The 20,379-nt window shown below is 60.6% G+C and carries 19 protein-coding genes; 9 read left to right on the top strand and 10 right to left on the bottom strand.

The window, feature by feature from the left end; all coding sequences use genetic code 11:
- The first annotated feature begins 28 nt into the window (after positions 1 to 28).
- The 4 genes from ACS4NR_RS26885 to rlmF all read left to right on the top strand — a co-directional run bounded on the left by ACS4NR_RS26885 (position 29) and on the right by rlmF (position 5,158).
- Positions 29 to 457, top strand: coding sequence for a DNA polymerase III subunit chi (locus ACS4NR_RS26885; RefSeq protein ID WP_456018758.1), 429 nt, complete (start codon positions 29 to 31; stop codon positions 455 to 457).
- 8 nt (positions 458 to 465) lie between these two features.
- Entirely contained in the window at positions 466 to 858 is a 393-nt protein-coding gene (locus tag ACS4NR_RS26880) for a DNA polymerase III subunit chi (RefSeq protein WP_115988151.1), read from the top strand.
- A 200-nt stretch (positions 859 to 1,058) separates the two neighbouring features.
- Entirely contained in the window at positions 1,059 to 3,905 is a 2,847-nt protein-coding gene (locus tag ACS4NR_RS26875; protein ID WP_456018757.1) for a valine--tRNA ligase, read from the top strand.
- A 233-nt stretch (positions 3,906 to 4,138) separates the two neighbouring features.
- A complete protein-coding gene (gene rlmF, locus ACS4NR_RS26870; RefSeq protein ID WP_041064757.1) occupies positions 4,139 to 5,158 on the top strand; it encodes a 23S rRNA (adenine(1618)-N(6))-methyltransferase RlmF in 1,020 nt (339 codons plus the stop codon).
- 186 nt (positions 5,159 to 5,344) lie between these two features.
- Here the strand turns inward: rlmF and ACS4NR_RS26865 are convergent, their stop codons facing one another.
- Positions 5,345 to 5,626, bottom strand: coding sequence for an HU family DNA-binding protein (locus ACS4NR_RS26865; RefSeq protein ID WP_003221909.1), 282 nt, complete (start codon positions 5,624 to 5,626; stop codon positions 5,345 to 5,347).
- A gap of 395 nt (positions 5,627 to 6,021) precedes the next feature.
- Between ACS4NR_RS26865 and yejK the strand changes: the two genes are divergently transcribed.
- A complete protein-coding gene (gene yejK, locus ACS4NR_RS26860) occupies positions 6,022 to 7,026 on the top strand; it encodes a nucleoid-associated protein YejK (RefSeq protein WP_095138266.1) in 1,005 nt (334 codons plus the stop codon).
- On the top strand, positions 7,026 to 7,376 hold the full coding sequence (locus ACS4NR_RS26855; RefSeq protein ID WP_083366937.1) for a glutaredoxin family protein: 351 nt from the start codon (positions 7,026 to 7,028) through the stop codon (positions 7,374 to 7,376). The genes yejK and ACS4NR_RS26855 overlap by 1 nt, the downstream gene beginning before the upstream one ends.
- A 117-nt stretch (positions 7,377 to 7,493) precedes the next feature.
- Here the strand turns inward: ACS4NR_RS26855 and ACS4NR_RS26850 are convergent, their stop codons facing one another.
- The 5 genes from ACS4NR_RS26850 to ACS4NR_RS26830 all read right to left on the bottom strand — a co-directional run bounded on the left by ACS4NR_RS26850 (position 7,494) and on the right by ACS4NR_RS26830 (position 11,481).
- A complete protein-coding gene (locus ACS4NR_RS26850; RefSeq protein WP_456018756.1) occupies positions 7,494 to 8,429 on the bottom strand; it encodes a glutathione S-transferase family protein in 936 nt (311 codons plus the stop codon).
- Positions 8,430 to 8,513: 84 nt separating this feature from the next.
- Entirely contained in the window at positions 8,514 to 8,816 is a 303-nt protein-coding gene (locus ACS4NR_RS26845) for a GIY-YIG nuclease family protein (RefSeq protein ID WP_166497866.1), read from the bottom strand.
- Between the two features lie 39 nt (positions 8,817 to 8,855).
- Positions 8,856 to 9,326 (bottom strand): nuclear transport factor 2 family protein, encoded by a 471-nt coding sequence (locus ACS4NR_RS26840; RefSeq protein ID WP_027610944.1) that lies wholly within the window; start codon positions 9,324 to 9,326, stop codon positions 8,856 to 8,858.
- A gap of 219 nt (positions 9,327 to 9,545) precedes the next feature.
- Positions 9,546 to 10,832 carry a CynX/NimT family MFS transporter gene (locus ACS4NR_RS26835; RefSeq protein ID WP_115986584.1) on the bottom strand — a complete coding sequence of 429 codons (1,287 nt, stop codon included), beginning with the start codon at positions 10,830 to 10,832 and terminating at the stop codon, positions 9,546 to 9,548.
- Positions 10,822 to 11,481, bottom strand: coding sequence for a FadR/GntR family transcriptional regulator (locus ACS4NR_RS26830; protein ID WP_097086330.1), 660 nt, complete (start codon positions 11,479 to 11,481; stop codon positions 10,822 to 10,824). The genes ACS4NR_RS26835 and ACS4NR_RS26830 overlap by 11 nt, the downstream gene beginning before the upstream one ends.
- Before the next feature lie 226 nt (positions 11,482 to 11,707).
- Between ACS4NR_RS26830 and ACS4NR_RS26825 the strand changes: the two genes are divergently transcribed.
- Complete coding sequence (locus tag ACS4NR_RS26825) at positions 11,708 to 13,369, top strand: S8 family peptidase (RefSeq protein ID WP_456018755.1); 1,662 nt, start codon at positions 11,708 to 11,710, stop codon at positions 13,367 to 13,369.
- A gap of 69 nt (positions 13,370 to 13,438) precedes the next feature.
- Here ACS4NR_RS26825 and ACS4NR_RS26820 read toward each other — a convergent pair whose 3' ends face one another.
- From ACS4NR_RS26820 to ACS4NR_RS26805, 4 genes are all read right to left on the bottom strand, one after another.
- Positions 13,439 to 14,203 carry an amino acid ABC transporter ATP-binding protein gene (locus ACS4NR_RS26820; protein ID WP_003221897.1) on the bottom strand — a complete coding sequence of 255 codons (765 nt, stop codon included), beginning with the start codon at positions 14,201 to 14,203 and terminating at the stop codon, positions 13,439 to 13,441.
- A gap of 13 nt (positions 14,204 to 14,216) precedes the next feature.
- On the bottom strand, positions 14,217 to 15,314 hold the full coding sequence (locus tag ACS4NR_RS26815; protein WP_007965184.1) for an amino acid ABC transporter permease: 1,098 nt from the start codon (positions 15,312 to 15,314) through the stop codon (positions 14,217 to 14,219).
- Between the two features lie 10 nt (positions 15,315 to 15,324).
- A complete protein-coding gene (locus ACS4NR_RS26810; RefSeq protein ID WP_456018754.1) occupies positions 15,325 to 16,506 on the bottom strand; it encodes an amino acid ABC transporter permease in 1,182 nt (393 codons plus the stop codon).
- A 66-nt stretch (positions 16,507 to 16,572) separates the two neighbouring features.
- Positions 16,573 to 17,604, bottom strand: coding sequence for an amino acid ABC transporter substrate-binding protein (locus ACS4NR_RS26805; protein WP_095050968.1), 1,032 nt, complete (start codon positions 17,602 to 17,604; stop codon positions 16,573 to 16,575).
- Between the two features lie 468 nt (positions 17,605 to 18,072).
- Between ACS4NR_RS26805 and ACS4NR_RS26800 the strand changes: the two genes are divergently transcribed.
- Together ACS4NR_RS26800 and rhlB are read left to right on the top strand one after the other, a co-directional pair.
- Complete coding sequence (locus ACS4NR_RS26800; RefSeq protein WP_095138257.1) at positions 18,073 to 18,729, top strand: alpha/beta hydrolase; 657 nt, start codon at positions 18,073 to 18,075, stop codon at positions 18,727 to 18,729.
- Between the two features lie 96 nt (positions 18,730 to 18,825).
- Positions 18,826 to 20,298 (top strand): ATP-dependent RNA helicase RhlB, encoded by a 1,473-nt coding sequence (gene rhlB / locus ACS4NR_RS26795; RefSeq protein WP_095138256.1) that lies wholly within the window; start codon positions 18,826 to 18,828, stop codon positions 20,296 to 20,298.
- Positions 20,299 to 20,379 lie beyond the last annotated feature (81 nt).

The raw sequence follows: 20,379 nt of genomic DNA, 5'->3' as shown, positions 1-20,379 counted from the left end.
TGACGCCGTTCAAGGCTCAGGAACCGCAATGACCAAAGTCGACTTCTACATCCTGCCCAGCGCCGATCCTTCGGCTCGTCTGGACTTTGCCTGCAAGCTCACCGAGAAAGCCTGGCGCATGGGCCATCGCATCTACCTGCATTGCAGCGATGCTGCTCAGCGTGAGGATCTTGATGCGCGTCTGTGGGCGTTCAAGGGCGAAACCTTCGTGCCCCACGGCCCTGCCGAGAGCGAACCGGACGGTTTGATCGTGCTGGGAACGGGCACTGACTGCGGCGAGCATCAGGACTTGCTGGTCAACCTCGACCTGAAAGTCCCGGCCTTCGCCAGTAAATTCGCCCGTGTGGCGGAAGTGGTGGTGGAAGATCCGACGATTCGCGCGGCGGCACGGGAGAGTTTCCGTTTCTACCGCGAACAGGGCTATCCTCTGCAAGACCACCGTTTACAGCGACTCTGAGTACGCCGATGGACACTCCAAAACCGCTGCAAAAGCCTGCGCACCTGCTGGACGATCTTGAATCGATCCGCCAGTTGCTCGGCGATGACAACCTGCAACCACCCTTGCTGACCGACACGGTCGAGGATGGCGAACAGGAACAGATTCCGATGTTGTTCGAGGCCGTCGACGCCACGCCGCCGACCATCGAACCGCCACCTGCGCCGGCTCCGGCCCCGGCACCTGCTGTTGCACCTGTGGATAAAGGCCCGGACGCCCTGCTGCACCTGGACAGCGAACTGCGCGCCGCTGCGCAATTGATCATGCAGGATGTGATCGACGACTTCGCGCCGCACATCGAAACCGAAATCAAACGCCGCCTCGAGGCGCGGATGGAACGGCTTTTGAGCCAATACGAATAACCACAAATCCCCTGTGGGAGCGGGCTTGCTCGCGAATGCGGTATGTCAGGCACCATCATCGCTGGCTGACACACCGAATTCGCGAGCAAGCCCGCTCCCACATTTGAACCGCGCACTACCTCCCCCGCTCGCCCTCGGCCCCATGCCCCGCTATACTTCCCGGCTTTTCCTGAATAAATGCCAATAGGGTCCCGCCGCGCATGGATAAGACCTACCAGCCGCACGCCATTGAAACTTCCTGGTACAACACCTGGGAGTCCGAGAACTATTTCGCACCGCAAGGCGCGGGCGATTCCTACACCATCATGATCCCGCCGCCGAACGTCACCGGCAGCCTGCACATGGGTCACGGTTTCAACAATGCGATCATGGACGCCCTGATCCGTTTCCGCCGCATGCAGGGTCGCAACACCCTGTGGCAGCCGGGCACCGACCACGCCGGTATCGCCACGCAGATGCTGGTGGAGCGTCAACTGGAAGCCACCGGCCAGAACCGTCATGACCTGGGTCGCGAGAAATTCCTCGAGAAAGTCTGGGAGTGGAAGGATCAGTCCGGCGGCAACATCAGCCGCCAGATCCGCCGCCTCGGCTCGTCCGTGGACTGGAGCCGCGAGCGCTTCACCATGGACGACGGCCTCTCGGAAGCGGTCAAGGAAGCCTTCGTACGCCTGCACGAAGACGGCCTGATCTACCGCGGCAAGCGTCTGGTCAACTGGGACACCAAGCTGCACACGGCGATTTCTGACCTCGAAGTGGAAAACCACGACGAGAAAGGTTTCCTGTGGAACCTCAAGTACCCGCTGGCCGACGGCGCGAAAACCGCTGAAGGCAACGATTTCCTGATCGTCGCGACTACCCGTCCGGAAACCATGCTCGGCGACTCCGCCGTCGCGGTTAACCCGAACGATGAGCGCTACAAAGCCCTGATCGGCAAATTCGTCGAGCTGCCACTGGTTGGCCGCCGCATCCCGATCATCGCCGACGATTACTGCGATCCAGAATTCGGCACCGGCTGCGTGAAGATCACCCCGGCCCACGATTTCAACGACTACGAAGTCGGCAAGCGCCACAACATGCCGCTGCTGAACATCTTCGACAAGAACGCCAACGTGCTGCCCGCAGCCCAGGTGTTCAACCTCGACGGCACGTTGAATGACAGCATCGACGGCAAGATCCCGGCCGAGTACGCCGGTCTCGAGCGTTTCGAAGCGCGCAAGCAGATCGTCGCTGCGTTCGACGCCGCCGGCCTGCTGGTCAGCGTCGACGACCACAACCTGAAAGTACCGAAAGGCGACCGTTCCGGCACCGTCATCGAGCCGTGGCTGACCGACCAGTGGTACGTGTCGACCAAGCCTCTGGCTGAGCCGGCGATTGCTGCCGTTGAAGACGGCCGTATCCAGTTCGTGCCCAAGCAGTACGAAAACATGTACTTCTCGTGGATGCGCGACATCCAGGACTGGTGCATCAGCCGTCAGCTGTGGTGGGGCCACCGGATTCCGGCCTGGTACGACGAGTCGGGCAAGGTCTACGTCGGTCGCGACGAAGCCGAAGTGCGCGCCAAGCACAACCTCGGCCCGGACGTTGCGCTGCAACAGGACAACGACGTACTCGACACCTGGTTCAGTTCGGGCCTGTGGACGTTCTCCACCCTGGGCTGGCCGGAAAAGACCGAGTTCCTGAAGAAATTCCACTCCACCGACGTGCTGGTCACCGGTTTCGACATCATTTTCTTCTGGGTTGCCCGGATGATCATGCTGACGATGCACCTGATCAAGAACGAGGACGGCACGCCGCAAGTACCGTTCAAGACCGTTTACGTGCACGGTCTGGTGCGTGATGGCCAGGGCCAGAAGATGTCCAAGTCCAAGGGCAACGTCCTGGACCCGCTGGACATCATCGACGGTATCGAGCTGGAAGCCCTGGTGCAGAAACGCACCTCCGGCATGATGCAGCCGAAACTGGCGAAGAAGATCGAGAAGCAGACCCGCGACGAGTTCGCCGACGGCATCGCCAGCTACGGCACCGACGCCCTGCGCTTCACCTTCTGCTCGCTGGCGTCCACCGGTCGCGACATCAAGTTCGACATGGGCCGCGTCGAAGGCTATCGCAACTTCTGCAACAAGATCTGGAACGCCGCGCGTTATGTTCTGGACAAAGGCGAAGACTGCGGCCAGAACGGCGAAGCCTATGAGCTGTCGCTGGCGGATCGCTGGATCATCTCGCAGCTGCAGCGCACCGAAGCCGAAGTGACCCGTCAACTGGATCAGTTCCGTTTCGACCTCGCCGCGCAAGCGCTGTACGAGTTCATCTGGAACCAGTACTGCGACTGGTATCTGGAACTGTCCAAGCCTGTGCTGTGGGACGAAAACGCTCCGATCGAGCGCCAGCGCGGCACCCGTCGCACGCTGGTGCGCGTACTGGAAGTGGCGCTGCGCCTGGCGCATCCGTTCATGCCGTTCATCACTGAAGAAATCTGGCAGCGCATCGCGCCGCTGGCCGGTATTCAGGGCAAGACGATCATGCTGCAGCCTTGGCCGGTGGCCAACGAGGAGCGCATCGATCCGGCCGCCGAGGACGACATCGAATGGCTCAAGGGTCTGATGCTCGGCACGCGTAACATCCGTGGCGAAATGAACATCGGCCCGGGCAAACCGCTTCCGATCTACCTGAAGAACGTCAGCGCTGAGGACCAGCGTCGTCTGACCGAGAACGAAGCGCTGCTGAAGAAGCTGGCGCGTCTGGAATCGATCACCGTTCTGGCCGCTGGCGAAGAGGCGCCGCTGTCCGCCACCGCACTGGTGGGCGAGATGGAAGTGCTGGTGCCGATGGCCGGTCTGATCGACAAGGGCGCCGAGCTGGCACGTCTGGACAAGGAAATCCTGCGTCTGCAGGGCGAAGTCCAGCGGGTTGGCGGCAAGCTGTCCAACGCCGGTTTCGTTGACAAGGCCCCGGCCGAAGTCATCGAGAAGGAACGCGCCAAACTGGCCGAGGCTGAACAGGCCCTGGGCAAGCTGGCCGAGCAGCACGCGCGGATTTCCAGCCTGTAAGGCAAGCCGCAATGAATAAGGGAGGCCCGCAACGGCCTCCCTTTTTTATTCAAGAATCGCTACAAATCCCCTGTGGGAGCGGGCTTGCTCGCGAATGCGGGGTGTCAGTCGACACATCTGCCGGATGTGTAACCGCCTTCGCGAGCAAGCCCGCTCCCACAGTTTGAACGGTGTTGCCTTGAGATGTGGGACAATACCCGCCACTTTCAGCCATACCCGAATCGATCACACCCATGAACGCCCCCCGCACACCCAAACCTGCGCGCAAGAAGCCTGATGCCGCGACCCCGGCCAAAGCCGTCGAGCCGCGTGAAAAGGCCAGCCTGCACCCGCGCAATCGCCACCAGGGTCGCTACGACTTCCCGGCGCTGATCAAGACCACGCCGGAACTGGCGAAATTCGTGATCACCAACCCGTACGGCAAGGAAAGCATCGACTTCGCCAGCCCCGACGCGGTGCGGGTGTTCAACCGGGCGCTGCTCAAGGCGTTCTATGGCATCGAGCATTGGGACATCCCGGCGGATTATCTCTGCCCACCGGTTCCGGGCCGCGCCGATTACGTGCACTTCCTCGCTGACCTGCTGGCCAGCATGAACGACGGCAAGGTGCCGCGCGGCGCGATCGTCAACGTGCTGGACATCGGCATGGGCGCCAACTGCGTTTATCCGCTGATCGGCAACAGCGAATACCGCTGGCACTTCCTCGGTTCGGAAATCGACCCGACCGCCGTGGCTGCCGCCCGAGCCATCGTCCAGTCCAACGGGCTGAACAAGGTGATCCAGCTGCGCCAGCAGGAAAACCGCAAGCACATCCTGATCGGCCTGCTGGAACCGGGCGAGCGCTTTGACCTGACCATGTGCAACCCGCCGTTCCACGCCTCGATGGAAGAGGCGACCAAGGGCAGCGAGCGCAAATGGCGCGCACTGGGCAAGGCCGATCCGAAACGCAAACTGCCGGTGTTGAACTTCGGTGGCCAGTCCGCCGAGCTGTGGTGTGAAGGCGGTGAAGCGCGTTTCGTGACCCAACTGATCGCCGAAAGCGCGAACTTCCAGCACAAGGTGTTGTGGTTCAGCACCCTGGTGTCGAAAGCCTCGAACCTGCCCGCCATCGAAACCGCCCTGAAAAAGGCCGGCGTGCTGGAAAGCCAGGTGGTGGAAATGTCGCAAGGGCAGAAACAGAGCCGCTTTGTGGCGTGGACCTTCCAGACCAAGTCCGAGCAGCAGATCTGGCGTCGCGAGCGCTGGGTTCGCTGACACTGAGCTACTTGTGGGAGCGGGCTTGCTCGCGAAAGCGGTGTATCAGCCGACATCAAGGTGACTGACACACCGCTATCGCGAGCAGGCTCACTCCTACAAAGGTTCGAGGTGCATCGCCAAATCGCAGACACAAAAAAACCGTGCCCGGATCGCTCCGGTGCACGGTTTTTTTATCGCTGCGTCTTACTTGTTCACAGCGTCGGTCAGGCCTTTGGCCACAACCAGCTTGATCACTTTCTTGGCAGGGATTTCGATGGCAGCGCCAGTCGAAGGGTTACGGCCAGTGCGGGCAGGACGCTCGGTCACTTTCAGCTTGCCGATACCTGGCAAGGTGATTTCGCCGCCATTTTCCAGCTGATCAGCAACGATTTGGCCCAGTTGGTCCAGAGCGTTACGCGCGGTGGTTTTCGGCGCGTCGATAGCTTCAGCGATGTCGGCGATCAGTTGGTCTTTAGTAAGAGCCATGTAGTGTTCCTTCCCTATCAAATTCATATGGATTGCAGAGTGCAGTGTCAGCCATCGAGCCCGATCTTCTGGATCTGGCACCCTCGGCGATAACCACGACGAGTCGGGTTATAGATGCCGAAATCAGGGTTTGGTTCGACCTGACAAATGCTGATTGCACGCTTAACGCAGTGACTTCGCGTAAGACCGGGCAAAACTAGCACAGAGACGGGGAAATATCCGCCTCTAGCTACCCATTTGGTCAGCTTTATTGCTCTAAATCGGTAAAAAACTGCATAAGGGCACCCACCCGCCCTGGATTTGCCCTTCACCCCGCGCCAAAACCAGTGGTTGCGGTACACTGGGCGCTTTTTCGGGGGAGCCTGCCCTCCTCCCTTCCACCAGCCGAGAAGCCCATGCCGATCCGTCATTGCATCGTCCACCTGATCGACAAAAAACCCGACGGCACGCCCGCAGTTCTGCACGCCCGTGACTCCGAACTGGCTGAGTCCGCGGCCATCGAGAACATGCTCGCCGACCTCAACGAGAGCTACAACGCCAAACAGGGCAAAGCCTGGGGCCTGTTCCATCCGGAATCCGGTGCGTTCCCGTTCAGCGGCTGGCTGAAGGAATACATGGACGGTGGCAAAGATTTCGCCGCGTTCAGCAGGGTTGCGGTCGAGCATCTGCAGAAGTTGATGGAAGAGTCGAACCTGTCGGTCGGCGGCCACGTGCTGTTCGCTCACTATCAGCAGGGCATGACCGACTACCTGGCGATCGCCCTGCTGCACCACAGCGAAGGCGTGGCGGTGACCGATGAGCTGGACGTGACGCCGTCGCGTCACCTCGACCTCGGCCAATTGCACCTGGCGGCGCGGATCAACGTCTCCGAGTGGCAGAACAACAAGCAGTCCAAGCAGTACATCTCGTTCATCAAGGGCAAGAACGGCAAGAAGGTTTCGGAATACTTCCGCGACTTCATCGGCTGCCAGGAAGGCGTCGATGGCCCGGGCGAGACGCGCACGCTGCTCAAGGCCTTCAGCGACTTCGTCGAAAGCGAAGACCTGCCGGAAGACTCCGCCCGCGAGAAAACCAAGACCCTGGTCGATTACGCCAGCAGTCAGGCCAAGCTCGGCGAGCCGATGGGCCTGGAAGAGCTGTCGGAGCTGATCGACGAAGAACGGCCGAAAGCCTTCTACGATCACATCCGCAACAAGGACTATGGCCTGTCGCCGGAGATTCCCGCAGACAAACGCACCCTTAACCAGTTCCGCCGCTTCACCGGCCGCGCCGAAGGCCTGTCGATCAGCTTTGAAGCGCATCTGCTGGGCTCGAAGATCGAGTACGACGAGGAGGCCGGCACCTTGATCATCAAGGGCCTGCCGACCTCGCTCACCGATCAGCTCAAGCGCCGTAACTGATGCTGGGCAATGTGCTGAAGAAGGTTGCGCTGGTTCTGCTGGTAGTCGTGATCTATCAGAACTGGGGCAAGATCGAGCGGGTGTTCAACCCGTCGCAGATGGTCTCGGAGCAGACGCGGGCGCAGGCCCGTGTCGTGCTGTATGCCACCGACTGGTGCGGCTACTGCAAGCAGACCAAGCGCTTTCTCGACAGCAAGGGGATTCCTTTCAAGGAATTCGATATCGAGAAGGATGCCGAGGCGCGCAAGGCGTATGAGGCACTGGGTGGGCGCGGGATTCCGCTGATCGACGTGAATGGCACGTTGATTCGCGGGTTCGACCCGGACGAGATCCTCGCCGCCCTGAAATAACAACTGTGGGAGCGGGCTTGCTCGCGAACGCGGTGTGCCAGTCAATAATGATCGCGACTGATTCACCGCATTCGCGAGCAAGCCCGCTCCCACAGGTTTTGTATCTGACTTGCGAGATCAGCGAGCTTCGATGCGGAAACCAAAGCGCGGGAAGTGCACATGCACCACGCCGCCACGCGGGTCTTCGCGGCGCAAGATCAGCTCTTCGCGGCCAGCAAACAGCAACTCACCCACCACCGGATCAACCCCGTAATCTGTCGCGGCAATCGCCACCTGCTGCCCGGCCTTGAAACCGTTCGGATCGACAAACTGCTCATCCGGCAACGCCGCCGGCGTCGAACTGCGCGCCACTTGCAGCGCCTCCTCGGCAGTCATCTCACTCGCGGCACCATGACCAAAGCCCAGCACACGGCCCAGCCAGGCAGTCACGGCCGGATATTCATCGACCAACGGCGCAGTGACGTGCGTCGCCTTGAGGAACCACAGCGGATGCGCCAGGGCAAAGTCGGCAATCGACGGTTCGCCGAACAGGAAGTCACCCTGCTCGCGCTGCAACTGCTGCTCCAGCCGCGCCATGATCGTTGGCCATTGGTGCTTGGCCTGTTCGGCCGACAGCCGCGTGGCGCTGCCGCCACTGAACAAGCCGGCACGGTCAGCGATAAACGCCTTGATCGCTTCCGGCGGCAACTTGCCGAAACGCACCGCCACCGATTCCGGCTGGAACACCAGGCTGACCGCGTGCTGGAACACCACCGAATCGGCCCACGCGGCGAAGCTGGCGCTGGTCATTTCCTGGCCTTCCGGGAAAAACGCTGGCAGGGCTTTTTCCTGCTCCAGACGACGGGCGATCAACGATGTGTCGCAATAGATGTCGGCGCCGATCTGCAACACCGGGGTCTTGCGATAGCCACCGGTCAACGCGGTCAGATCCGGCTTGGGCATCACCGGCGAAATGTGCACCGAGCGCCAGGATAAGCCTTTGAAGCCCAACAGCAGACGAGCCTTTTCGGCAAATGGAGAGGTCGGGTAATGATGCAGAATCAACTCGGACATGCTCGGCTCCGCCGCACAGAAAGTGAGTCCGCAGCTTAGCGTGCATTTGATTAGCAGCCTACAGATCTGCCTGATGGGAACCGATCAGTCAGATTGATAAGACGCGACCAGGCATTCCTTGGCGCTCTTGCGCAGCTTCTTGATCAAGCGTTCCTGGCGCAACGCATCACTCTTGTCGCGACAACGCTCGGTGTAGACCAGTGCCATCGCCGGGCTGGACAGAAAGAACCGCGCGCCCTTGCCGCTTTGATGCTTGGCGAAACGGCGCACCGGGTCGTCGCTGATCCCGCAGTACAGCGAGCCATTGGCCGCGCGCACGAGGTAGACGAACCAGGACTTGCTCACTGGCGCGACGACTTCAACCGGTTTTTCGCTGAGGCTGGTCACTTCGGGATCTGGATGTGTAGGAAACAGGCCGCGATCTTATCAGCGAGTAGCCTGAAATGCCTTCAGACCTTTCAGCGCCTGCGCGCGGACGGCGTTGCGCACCAGAGGCGTCCAGCCCAGCAGCAGCCCCTTGAAGCCCAGTGCCTGACGCGACCATCGCCACAGGTCGAAGTGGTCGTGGTGCTCGCAGATCTTGCCGTCACGAAAGACGAAACGCGCCTGGATATCGTTGATCACCACATTGCCGGTCTGGCTGAACAGGTAAGTCGCCACCCAGTGCGCGCCGCCGCTGCGCTCGTCGGCTCGGACATTGTCGAAGGTCAGGGAGAAGTCCTTGGCGCGGGTGGTGAGCATGCGCCACATGTCGCCGGCATCGCGCCCGCGCAGTTCACCGAAGGCCGGATCGCTGAACACCACATCGTCGGTGTAGCAGGCGGCCATGGCCTCGGCGTCGAGGCGCTGGAACGCCTGGTAGAAGCGGGTGATCAACGCGGCGTGAGCTTCGCTCATGGGCAAACTCCTGGAAATGGACAGAATGCCAGCACGATAAGCTGCAAATCGAAGAAACACTATCGGCATTCGCAAAGCGAATACCGCGCAAGATTTAAAGCACCGCAAAAACTGTGGGAGCGAGCTTGCTCGCGAAAGCGGTGAATCAGTCGCCATCAATATTGACTGACCCACCGCTTTCGCGAGCAAGCCCGCTCCCACATTTGAAAATCAGTGCCTTTAGATTTTTTCGCTTTGCACTTGCACGTACAGCGCTCGACCCGCACCCAGCCCGGCAATGATCGCGCCGGTGCCGATGATGCCGAAGATCCAGCCCACGGCATTCCAGCCGCCGGTCCAGTCATGCACCACGCCGACCGCGAACGGCCCCATCGACGCCAGGGTGTAACCGAAGCCCTGGGACATGCTCGACAGGTTAGCCGCCACATGCGAATCCCGCGAGCGCAGCACGATCAAGGTCAACGCCAGGCTGAACGTACCGCCCTGCCCCAGCCCCAACAGAATCGCCCAGCCCCACAGTCCTTCGATTGGCGCATACAGGCAACCGAACAGGCCACCGAGGGTCAGCGCCATCACCACCACGATCGCCAGGCGCTGATCCTTGCCCCGGGTCGCCAGCCACGGCGCCGCGAGGGAGCTGGCGAGCTGGATGATCACCGAACCGGACAGCACCAGACCGGCCTGGGTCGGGGTCAGCCCGCGGCCGATCAGGATCGACGGCAACCAGCCGAACACGATGTACGCCAGCGACGATTGCAGGCCCATGTACAAAGTCACTTGCCAGGCCAGCGGATCGCGCAGCAGACCTTTTACCCGATAGGCGACGTTGTGCGCGCCGTGTTTCTGCCCGACTTGCGGCAGCCAGAACAACGCCGCCACCAGCGCCGGGATCACCCAGAAGCCCAGGCCCAGTGCCCAGCTGTGGTCGAAGTGCTCGCTCAACGGCACGGTCGAACCCGCCGCCATCGCGGCGCCCAGGCACAGGGCCATGGTGTAGACGCCGGTCATGGTCCCGGCGTGTCTGGCGAAGTCGCGTTTGACGATGCCCGGCAGCAGCACGCCGATAATGCCGATGCTCGCGCCACCAAGCACGCTACCTGCAAACAGCCCGATCTCACCGAAGTTGCTGCGCACAATTATGCCGGCGGCCAGGGTCAGCAGAATCCCCAGCACCACCCGCTCGGCGCCGAAACGCCGCGCCAGAATCGGCGCCAGCGGCGCGAACAAGCCCAGGCACAACACCGGCAACGTGGTCAGCAGACCGGCCTGAGCCGCAGACAGACCAAGGCTTTTCGACACTTCGCTGAGCAGCGGTGCCATGCTCGACAGCGCAGGGCGCAGGTTCAGTGCGACCAGAATCAGCCCCAGCAGCAACAGCCACGGCCGGCGTACCAGCGGATGGCTTTGCTGTACTTGTTCATCGTCAGCCTCGGCGTCGATCAGCAGTTCTTCGAGTTCTGCCGTGCGCTTGTGGGTTGAGAGATTTTTCTCGCTTTCAAGGTTCATTGATCAACTGCCTCGATATGGCTTTGGCCCGTTCCGGGTCGCGTTGTTCGACCGCATCGAGCAACTCGATGTGCAGGTCGAATACTTCCTGACGGCGCGGGACGATGTTCAGCGTCTGGCGCAATTGCGCGCCGACGATGCTGGAAAAATAGCGATACAACTCGCTGAGGGTCGGGTTGTGCGCGGCGTCCACCAGACGGCGGTGGAAGACCAGATCGCAAGCAATGTAAGTGTCGAGATCGCCGTGGTAGTGGCTGCCACTGGTGCCGAGTGCTTCGCGCAGGGCTAGCAGATCCTCATCGGTGCGACGCAACGCGGCCAGCCCAATCGCTTCGACTTCGAGGATGTGCCGGGTCTCACGCGCCTGCTCCAGCGAGCAGCGGGACAACGCCTTGAGCGTGTCCATCGGATCGACCACCGCGCGCAGATAACTGCCGTCGCCCTGCCGGATTTCGATCAACCCGGAAAACGCCAGCACGCGCATGGCTTCGCGCACGGTGTTGCGGCTGATGCCCAGTTCGGCGCACAACTCAGGCTCGGTTGGCAGCCGTTCGCCGACCTGCCACACACCATCGGTAATGCGCTGACGCAACTGATCCAAGGCCTGATCGACCAGGGATCGCTTGATCAAAGGTGAGATGTCTGTCATGGAATTCGCCCTTTCATCCAATCATAGGATGAATTTCCTGACATCTTAGTCAGCGGCGGTGTCCCACACAACCCCACGCAGGAAGGAACAAACGGGACATCAATCCTACTTGTCGAGTTGTAAAAACCGCTGACAGGCGAAGTGATTTCCCACAGTCTGCAGGAACGCTGCCGACATCACTTGCCGACGCTGGACTGCAGACTTTGGAAATTGAACCAGGGGCGTTTTGCCCCGTCATTATCCAAAGGAAGTTGCACCGCTCATGGTAGAAGTCAATTTCGGCAAGCAGCACGACCGCCCTTTTGTCCTGCAGAAAAATCGCCAATTGCTCGCAGTCCGCAGCCACGCGGGAACGCAGTTGGCCCAAACGCTTTGCTGCGATTCTGCTCACGCAGCGCTGGAAGGCTGCGAGCTGTTGCTGCATGTCGAGGACGCTGATGTGCAGATTTTCAAACTGCCTGGGCACTCGGACGCCTCGCAACGCAAGGCGCTGTTACGCGAATTGCCCGACGTGCGCTTCGCGGGCAGCGTGCTGGTGGATCCCATCACTCAGGAGCCGGTGCTCTATACCGAAAATATCTTTTTGAAGTTCATCGACTCACTGAAAGCCACTGAGTGCATGGTCATGCTTGAAGAGCTGGGCCTGATGATCAAGCAACAAGTGCCGTATGCAAAAAATGCCTTTTTTGTGCATCACCCCGCCACCCGTGGCATCGAGATCTGCAATCTCACGAGTAAATGGCTGGAACGCGACGAGATCGAGTACTGCCACCCGGAGCTGCTGCGCCAGGGTCAACGTCGAGCGATCCATGCCAATCAGTGGCACCTGAAGAAAACCACCGTGACCTATCAGGTTGAAATCGATGCCAGCGCCAACGTCGAAGCCGCACATGAGCTCGCGCAGGGCGAAGGCATCGTCATCGCAGTCATCGATGACGCGTTTGATATTGACCATCCCGAATTTTCCGGAGAAGGCAAAGTTGTCGGTGCAAAGAACTTTGACCGACGTAACGCCAAAGGCGGCCCGCGCCCACTGAACGCCCTGGAACGCCACGGTACAGCCGCTGCCGGGGTGGCTTGCGCCAATGGTGAGGACGGCGCCAGCGGTGTCGCCCCCAAAGCCAGCCTGATGCCGTTGAAACTCACCAAACCCTTGGGAGCCCGCGCGGAGGCCGACGCCTTTTTCTGGGCTGCCGATCAGGGAGCCGACGTCATTTCCTGCAGCTGGGGGCCGGCTGAAGGGCATTGGGCCGACCCGGCGGACCCGCGTCACACGCAAGTGTTTCCCCTGGCCGCCAGCACACGGCTGGCAATCGAATACGCCGCCACCAAGGGCCGCAATGGCAAGGGCTGTGTGATCTTTTTTGGCGCGGGAAACGGTAACGAGTGCGCCGATAACGATGGCTATTCCAGCCACCCCCATGTCATTGCGGTAGGTGCCTGCAACGATCAGAACCGGCGCAGTGCCTACAGTGATTATGGCAAGTCACTCTGGTGCTGCTTTCCCAGCGGAGATCAGCAACACCCCGACCCGAAGTTCAAGCCTGCAACCTCGCTCCCGCAGACCCGGGGAATCCGCACCACTGATTTGAGCGCAAAGTTTGCCGCCGCCACATTGCCGGCCTACACCGACGCCTTCAGCGGTACCTCCAGCGCCTGCCCCGGTGCCGCGGGCATCGCTGCGCTGGTGCTCGGCGTCAATCCCGAGCTTGATCGCTCTGCGGTACGCCAGATACTTGCCGATTGCTGCGACAAGATCGGCCACCCCGATGACGGGCCGCGCGGCCAGTACGACGAAAACGGCCACAGTCACTACTACGGGCACGGCCGACTCAACGCGCTGCGTGCCGTGCACCTGGCACTTGAACGCAAAACAAATGCGGGCTGATTCGCCCCCATGAAAAAAGCCCTGTCGGCATACCGGCAGGGCTTTTTGTCAGGCGAGCTTCTCAGGCAATCAATGCAGGATCTGACTCAAGAACAACTTGGTGCGGTCATTCTGCGGGTTGTCGAAGAAGTCGTTCGGCGCCGCCTGTTCGACGATTTCGCCCTTGTCCATGAAGATCACGCGATTGGCCACGGTACGGGCAAAGCCCATTTCGTGGGTCACGCAAAGCATGGTCATGCCGTCTTCAGCCAGACCGATCATGGTGTCGAGTACTTCCTTCACCATCTCCGGGTCGAGCGCTGAAGTCGGTTCATCGAACAGCATGATTTTCGGTTTCATGCACAGCGCACGAGCGATCGCCACACGCTGTTGCTGACCGCCGGACAGTTGCCCCGGGAATTTATGCGCCTGCTCCGGAATGCGTACGCGCTCCAGATAATGCATGGCGATTTCCTCGGCCTTGCGCTTGGGCATCTTGCGCACCCACATCGGCGCCAGTGTGCAGTTCTGCAGGATGGTCAGGTGCGGGAACAGGTTGAAGTGCTGGAACACCATGCCGACTTCGCGGCGGATCGCTTCGATCTGCTTGAGGTCGTTGGTCAGTTCCACGCCGTCGACAACGATGCGGCCCTGCTGGTGTTCTTCCAGACGGTTGAGGCAGCGGATGGTGGTCGATTTGCCGGAACCCGACGGGCCACACAGGACGATACGCTCGCCCTGCTTGACGTTGAGGTTGATGTCTTTGAGCACGTGGAACTGGCCGTACCACTTGTTCACGCCCTGCATCTGGATAATGCCTTCAGGGCCGACAGGCTTTTTGATTGCTTCGCTCATTTACAGAGAACTCCTAACGCTTGTGGCCAGTGTCGAGCTTGCGTTCCAGATGCATGGAATAGCGCGACATACCAAAACAGAAAATCCAGAACACCAGGGCGGCGAACACGTAGCCTTCAGTGGCCATGCCCAGCCATTTCGGGTCGGCAGCGGCTTGCTTGACGCTGTTGAGCAGGTCAAACAGACCGATGATGATCACCAGGCTAGTGTCCTTGAACAGCGCAATGAAGGTGTTGACGATGCCCGGAATCACCAGCTTCAGGGCTTGCGGCAGAATCACCAGACCCATGGCGCGCCAGTAGCCGAGGCCCATCGCCGCAGCCGCTTCGTACTGACCTTTGGGGATCGCTTGCAGGCCGCCGCGCACCACTTCGGCGACGTAGGCCGACTGGAACAGGATCACCCCGATCAGCGCCCGCAGCAGTTTGTCGAAGTTCATGCCTTCGGGGAGGAACAGCGGCAACATCACCGAGGACATGAACAGCACGGTGATCAACGGCACGCCGCGCCAGAACTCGATGAAGGTCACGCAGACCACACGAATCGCCGGCATGTTCGAGCGACGGCCCAGCGCCAGAATGATCCCCAGCGGCAAGGCGCCGGCGATACCCACGGTGGCGATGACCAGGGTCAGCATCAGGCCGCCCCACTGGCTGGTCGCCACGGCGTCGAGACCGAACACGCCGCCATGCAGCAGGCACCAGGCGACGATCGGGTAGATCACCAGGAAGCTCAGGCCGTACACCGCTTTACGCGGGAAGCGCGAGATGAACAGTGGCGCTACGCCAATCACCGCCAGCCACACGGTCAGGTCGACGCGCCAGCGCAGGCCGGTCGGGTAGTAGCCGTACATGAACTGGCCGAAACGCTGCTGAATGAACACCCAGCAGGCGCCGTCCTTGGTGCAATCGGCGCGGGTGGTGCCGACCCAGTTGGCATCGAGAATCGCCCAGCTGAGGATCGGTGGTACCACGAGGTAGATCAGGTAGAACGCAAACAGGGTCAACAGGGTGTTGAGCCAGCTGGAGAACATGTTCGCGCGTATCCACGCCATCGGGCCGAAGACCTTGGCCGGCGGTGGCATGTCGGGTTTGAAAGTATGGGTTGTCATGCGCGTTTCCTCACCGCTCGATCAGCGCAATGCGCTTGTTGTACCAGTTCATCAGCAGGGAAATGCTGATACTGATCGCCAGGTACACGCTCATGGTGATGGCAATGACTTCGATCGCCTGACCGGTCTGGTTGAGCACGGTGCCGGCGAACAGCGAAACCATTTCCGGGTAACCGATACCGGCGGCCAGCGACGAGTTCTTCGCCAGGTTCAGGTATTGGCTGGTCAGCGGCGGAATGATCACCCGCAGGGCTTGCGGAATGATCACCTTGCGCAGGGTCGGACCGTTGCGCAGGCCGAGCGAACGCGCCGCTTCGGTCTGGCCGTGGCTGACCGACTTGATCCCGGAGCGCACGATCTCGGCGATAAACGCTGCGGTGTACACGGTCAGGGCGAGGGTCAGCGCCAGCAGTTCCGGGATCAACACCCAGCCGCCGACGAAGTTGAAACCTTTGAGCTCGGGCAGTTCCCAGTGCAGCGGAGCGCCGAAGATCAGTGCGCACAAGGTCGGGATCACCAGCAGAATCGCCAGACCGGTCCAGAACTTGTGGAACGGTACGCCGGTTTCTTCAAAGCGCTTGTTGGCCCAGCGGGTCATCAGCACGATGCCGACGATCGCCACCACGACGCTGATCACGAAAGCCCAGAAACCATCAGCCGCCAGCGCGGCCGGCATGTTCAGGCCACGGCTGCTGACGAAGAAGGTGTCGCCGAAGTTATGGCTGTTGCGCGGTCCCGGCATGGTCAGGAACACCGCGAAGTACCAGAACAGGATCTGCAGCAGCGGCGGAATGTTGCGGAACACTTCCACATACACGGTCGCCAGTTTGCTGATGATCCAGTTCGGCGACAGCCGCGCCACACCGATGATGAAGCCCAGCAGAGTCGCCAGGATCACACCGATGAAGGTCACCAACAGGGTATTGAGCAGGCCGATCACGAACACCCGGGCGTAGCTGTCCGCTTCGGTGTAAGAGATCAGGTGTTGAGCGATGCCGAACCCGGCACTGCGCTCCAGAAAGTCGAAACCGGAGGTGATGCCCCGGTGCTGCAGGTTGGTCTGGGTGTTGTCGAACAGATACCAGCCCATGGCGACCACCGCCACGACGGTGATGATCTGAAACAGCCACGCACGCACTCGCGGATCGCTGAGGCTGAGCCTCTGCTTTGGTGCGCCGATTGAATTTTGCATGAAGTGCCCCGGAAAAAATGGAACAAGAACATCACCCGGCGGTTGGCCCGCCGGGCGATAGAACCATTAGCGCACTGGTGGTGCGTACTGAATGCCGCCGTTGTTCCACAGGGCGTTCAAGCCGCGGTCGATTTCCAGCGGGGTGCTCTTGCCGAGGTTTTTCTCGAAGATTTCGCCGTAGTTGCCGACTTGTTTGACGATCTGCACAACCCAGTCTTTCGGCAGTTTCAGGTCTTTGCCGTACTCGCCGTCAGCACCGAGCATACGGGCGACGTCCGGGTTCTTGGTCGACTTGGCTTCGGCTTCGACGTTCTTCGAAGTGATACCGGCTTCTTCAGCGTTGAGCAGCGCGTAGCCAACCCAGCGCACGATGGCCAGCCATTCGTCGTCGCCATTACGCACGACCGGGCCCAGCGGTTCTTTGGAAATGGTTTCCGGCAGAACCACGTAGTCCTTCGGCGATGCCAGCTTGGAGCGCTGGGCAAACAGCTGGGACTTGTCGGAGGTCAGCACGTCGCAACGACCGGATTCCAGCGACTTGGCGCTTTCATCGGAGGTGTCGAAAGTGATCGGGGTGTATTTCAGACCGTTGCCGCGGAAGTAGTCGGAAACGTTCAGCTCGGTGGTGGTACCGGCCTGGATGCAGATGGTTGCACCGTCCAGCTCTTTGGCACTTTTCACGCCCAGCTTGTTGTTCACCAGGAAGCCGATGCCGTCGTAGTAGGTAATGAAGCCCGGGAATTTCAGGCCCATGCCCGCGTCACGGGAGCTGGTCATGGTGGTGTTGCGCGACAGGATGTCGATCTCGCCCGATTGCAGCGCGGTGAAGCGCTCCTTGGCGTTCAGCTGACTGAATTTGACCTTGGTCGCGTCGCCGAACACGGCAGCGGCCACAGCGCGGCAGACGTCAGCGTCGATCCCGAGGATCTTGCCGGTTGCGTCCGGTACCGAGAAGCCCGGCAGACCGTCGCTCACGCCACACTGCACGAAACCTTTCTTCTGCACGGCATCCAGGGTTGCACCCGCCTGAGCGAACCCGCTGACGCCGAGAACTGTTGCTGCAGTCACGATCGCCAGAGTGGATTTCAACATCTTCATTCAAACCTCCAGTTTTGCTCTTGTTGTGTCGGAGCTTGAGTCCTGCCGCACCCTTTTGAGGCGTTGTTGACCCGTGTTGGCTTTTTTTGGGGTCAACCGACGTAAGACCTTCGCTATGAGTCTAGTAGGAGAAAATCCACATCATGGACAACTCACTTCTCACCAATCGGCCGAACGGGCTGTAGCCCTTTCACGTTCGCTAAGCCCGTAGTGGCCATTGGCGAACATCCATAACCGGATTCTTTGCAATCCCGTCGCGGGTCGTACACTGATAGTGTTACCGCCACGCGTAGGAAGCTTCGTACAGAACCTTCCATAGCAAAGCCCGTACCACACCGCTTGCCGAATCGATTCGGCGACAGGTCAATAGCAAAACTTGTAACCTTGCGACATCTTCTTAACGGATCCACCGGACGCGCACTCGAATCACGCACTCAATGAGAGCGCCCGCACATATTTGGAGCAGACATGACCGAGCCCTTGATTCTTCAGCCTGTTAAGCCCGCAGACGCCTGCGTGATCTGGCTGCACGGCCTCGGCGCCGACCGCTACGACTTCCTCCCGGTGGCTGAAGCGCTGCAGGAAAGCCTGCTGAGTACGCGCTTCGTGCTGCCGCAGGCGCCGACTCGCCCAGTGACGATAAATGGCGGATATGCCATGCCGAGCTGGTACGACATTAAAGCTATGAGCCCGGCCCGCGCGATTGATCGTGATGAGCTGGAAGCGTCCGCCGATCGCATCATCGAATTGATCGAAAACGAGCGCGCCAGCGGAATAGACGCCTCGCGGATTTTCCTCGCCGGTTTTTCCCAGGGTGGCGCGGTGGTCTTGCACACTGCATTTTTGAAATGGCAGGGACCGTTGGGTGGCGTGTTGGCGTTGTCGACGTATGCGCCGACGTTCAGTGATGATTTGCAATTGTCCGCCAGTCAGCAGCGGATTCCGGTGATGTGCCTGCACGGGCAGTTCGATAACGTGGTGCAAAACTCCATGGGCCGCAGCGCTTATGAGTACCTGAAGCACCATGGTGTCACCGTGACATGGCAGGAATACCCAATGGAGCACGAAGTGTTACCCGAAGAAATTCGTGATATCGGCGTCTGGCTGGGCGAACGCCTGCGTTGATCGTTTCAGCGCGAACGCCCCTTTGATCATCCCACTACGCCGCGCCCGTTTCTTGCATTACACTGGCCGGCGTACATTCCTTAACCAATTGATGAGATGACCGTGCTCAAAGCACTCAAGAAAATGTTCGGTAAAAGCGAGGCTGAGCAGCTCGCGCCAGTCCCCAGTGCGCCGTCGCACGCCCCCGGCCCTCGCAGCGATGCGCCCAAGGCTGAACGTCCGGCTCCGGTAGCGACACCCCAGCCCGAGCCGCAAGCCGCTATCGCCGCCGAACCGGTCCGCGCCGAAGCGCCGAAACCGCCCCGGCCGCGCCGCGAACCGAAGCCCAAGGCACCGGTCATTCCCTGGAAACTCGAAGATTTCGTTGTCGAACCCCAGGAAGGCAAAACCCGCTTTCACGATTTCAAACTCGCTCCGGAACTGATGCACGCCATCCAGGACCTGGGCTTTCCGTATTGCACGCCGATCCAGGCGCAGGTGCTGGGTTTCACCCTTGCCGGCAAAGACGCCATCGGTCGCGCGCAGACCGGCACCGGCAAGACCGCCGCGTTCCTGATCTCGATCATCACTCAGCTGCTGCAGACTCCGCCGCCGAAAGAACGCTACATGGGCGAACCCCGTGCGCTGATCATCGCGCCGACCCGTGAGCTGGTGGTGCAGATCGCCAAGGATGCTGCCGACCTGACCAAGTACACCGGCCTCAACGTGATGACGTTTGTCGGCGGCATGGACTTCGACAAGCAGCTCAAGCACCTCGAAGCACGCCACTGCGACATCCTCGTCGCCACTCCGGGCCGTCTGCTCGACTTCAACCAGCGCGGCGACGTGCACCTGGACATGGTCGAAGTGATGGTGCTGGACGAAGCCGACCGGATGCTCGACATGGGCTTCATCCCGCAAGTGCGGCAGATCATTCGCCAGACTCCGCCGAAGTCCGAGCGTCAGACTCTGCTGTTCTCCGCGACCTTCACCGAAGACGTGATGAACCTGGCCAAGCAATGGACCACCGATCCGGCGATCGTCGAAATCGAAATCACCAATGTGGCCAACGAAAACGTCGAGCAGCACATCTATGCGGTGGCCGCGGCCGACAAATACAAACTGCTCTACAACCTGGTCAACGATAACGGCTGGGAACGCGTGATCGTCTTCGCCAACCGCAAGGACGAAGTGCGCCGCATCGAAGAGCGCTTGGTGCGCGACGGCATCAACGCCGCGCAACTGTCCGGCGACGTGCCGCAGCACAAGCGCATCAAGACCCTCGAAGGCTTCCGCGAAGGCAAGATCCGCGTGCTGGTGGCCACCGATGTCGCCGGTCGCGGCATCCACATCGACGGCATCAGTCACGTGATCAACTTCACCCTGCCGGAAGTCCCGGACGATTACGTGCACCGCATCGGCCGTACCGGTCGCGCAGGCGCTGACGGCGTATCGATCAGCTTCGCCGGCGAAGACGACTCCTACCAGTTGCCGTCGATCGAAGAGAAACTCGGTCGCAAGATCAGCTGTGAAACACCGCCGACGCATTTGTTGCGCGCGGTGGAGCGCAAGCGTCCACAGCCGCAGTAAACGCCCCGAAAACAAAAAGCGCAGCCGGCAACGGACTGCGCTTTTTTTTGCCCGGCGTTTTCAACAGGCGCTTGCGATAGA

The organism is Pseudomonas sp. JQ36 (assembly GCF_053851495.1).
The sequence above is the reverse complement of the archived record's forward strand: the minus strand, read 5'-3'. Positions and strand labels throughout refer to the sequence as shown.

Bases quoted from the DNA above. Each gene is read 5' to 3' on its own strand.
- ACS4NR_RS26885 (WP_456018758.1), top strand. From the start codon at position 29: ATGACCAAAGTCGACTTCTACATCCTGCCCAGCGCCGATCCTTCGGCT.
- ACS4NR_RS26880 (WP_115988151.1), top strand. From the start codon at position 466: ATGGACACTCCAAAACCGCTGCAAAAGCCTGCGCACCTGCTGGACGAT.
- ACS4NR_RS26875 (WP_456018757.1), top strand. From the start codon at position 1,059: ATGGATAAGACCTACCAGCCGCACGCCATTGAAACTTCCTGGTACAAC.
- rlmF (WP_041064757.1), top strand. From the start codon at position 4,139: ATGAACGCCCCCCGCACACCCAAACCTGCGCGCAAGAAGCCTGATGCC.
- ACS4NR_RS26865 (WP_003221909.1), bottom strand. From the start codon at position 5,626: ATGGCTCTTACTAAAGACCAACTGATCGCCGACATCGCTGAAGCTATC.
- yejK (WP_095138266.1), top strand. From the start codon at position 6,022: ATGCCGATCCGTCATTGCATCGTCCACCTGATCGACAAAAAACCCGAC.
- ACS4NR_RS26855 (WP_083366937.1), top strand. From the start codon at position 7,026: ATGCTGGGCAATGTGCTGAAGAAGGTTGCGCTGGTTCTGCTGGTAGTC.
- ACS4NR_RS26850 (WP_456018756.1), bottom strand. From the start codon at position 8,429: ATGTCCGAGTTGATTCTGCATCATTACCCGACCTCTCCATTTGCCGAA.
- ACS4NR_RS26840 (WP_027610944.1), bottom strand. From the start codon at position 9,326: ATGAGCGAAGCTCACGCCGCGTTGATCACCCGCTTCTACCAGGCGTTC.
- ACS4NR_RS26835 (WP_115986584.1), bottom strand. From the start codon at position 10,832: ATGAACCTTGAAAGCGAGAAAAATCTCTCAACCCACAAGCGCACGGCA.
- ACS4NR_RS26830 (WP_097086330.1), bottom strand. From the start codon at position 11,481: ATGACAGACATCTCACCTTTGATCAAGCGATCCCTGGTCGATCAGGCC.
- ACS4NR_RS26820 (WP_003221897.1), bottom strand. From the start codon at position 14,203: ATGAGCGAAGCAATCAAAAAGCCTGTCGGCCCTGAAGGCATTATCCAG.
- ACS4NR_RS26815 (WP_007965184.1), bottom strand. From the start codon at position 15,314: ATGACAACCCATACTTTCAAACCCGACATGCCACCGCCGGCCAAGGTC.
- ACS4NR_RS26810 (WP_456018754.1), bottom strand. From the start codon at position 16,506: ATGCAAAATTCAATCGGCGCACCAAAGCAGAGGCTCAGCCTCAGCGAT.
- ACS4NR_RS26805 (WP_095050968.1), bottom strand. From the start codon at position 17,604: ATGAAGATGTTGAAATCCACTCTGGCGATCGTGACTGCAGCAACAGTT.
- ACS4NR_RS26800 (WP_095138257.1), top strand. From the start codon at position 18,073: ATGACCGAGCCCTTGATTCTTCAGCCTGTTAAGCCCGCAGACGCCTGC.
- rhlB (WP_095138256.1), top strand. From the start codon at position 18,826: ATGACCGTGCTCAAAGCACTCAAGAAAATGTTCGGTAAAAGCGAGGCT.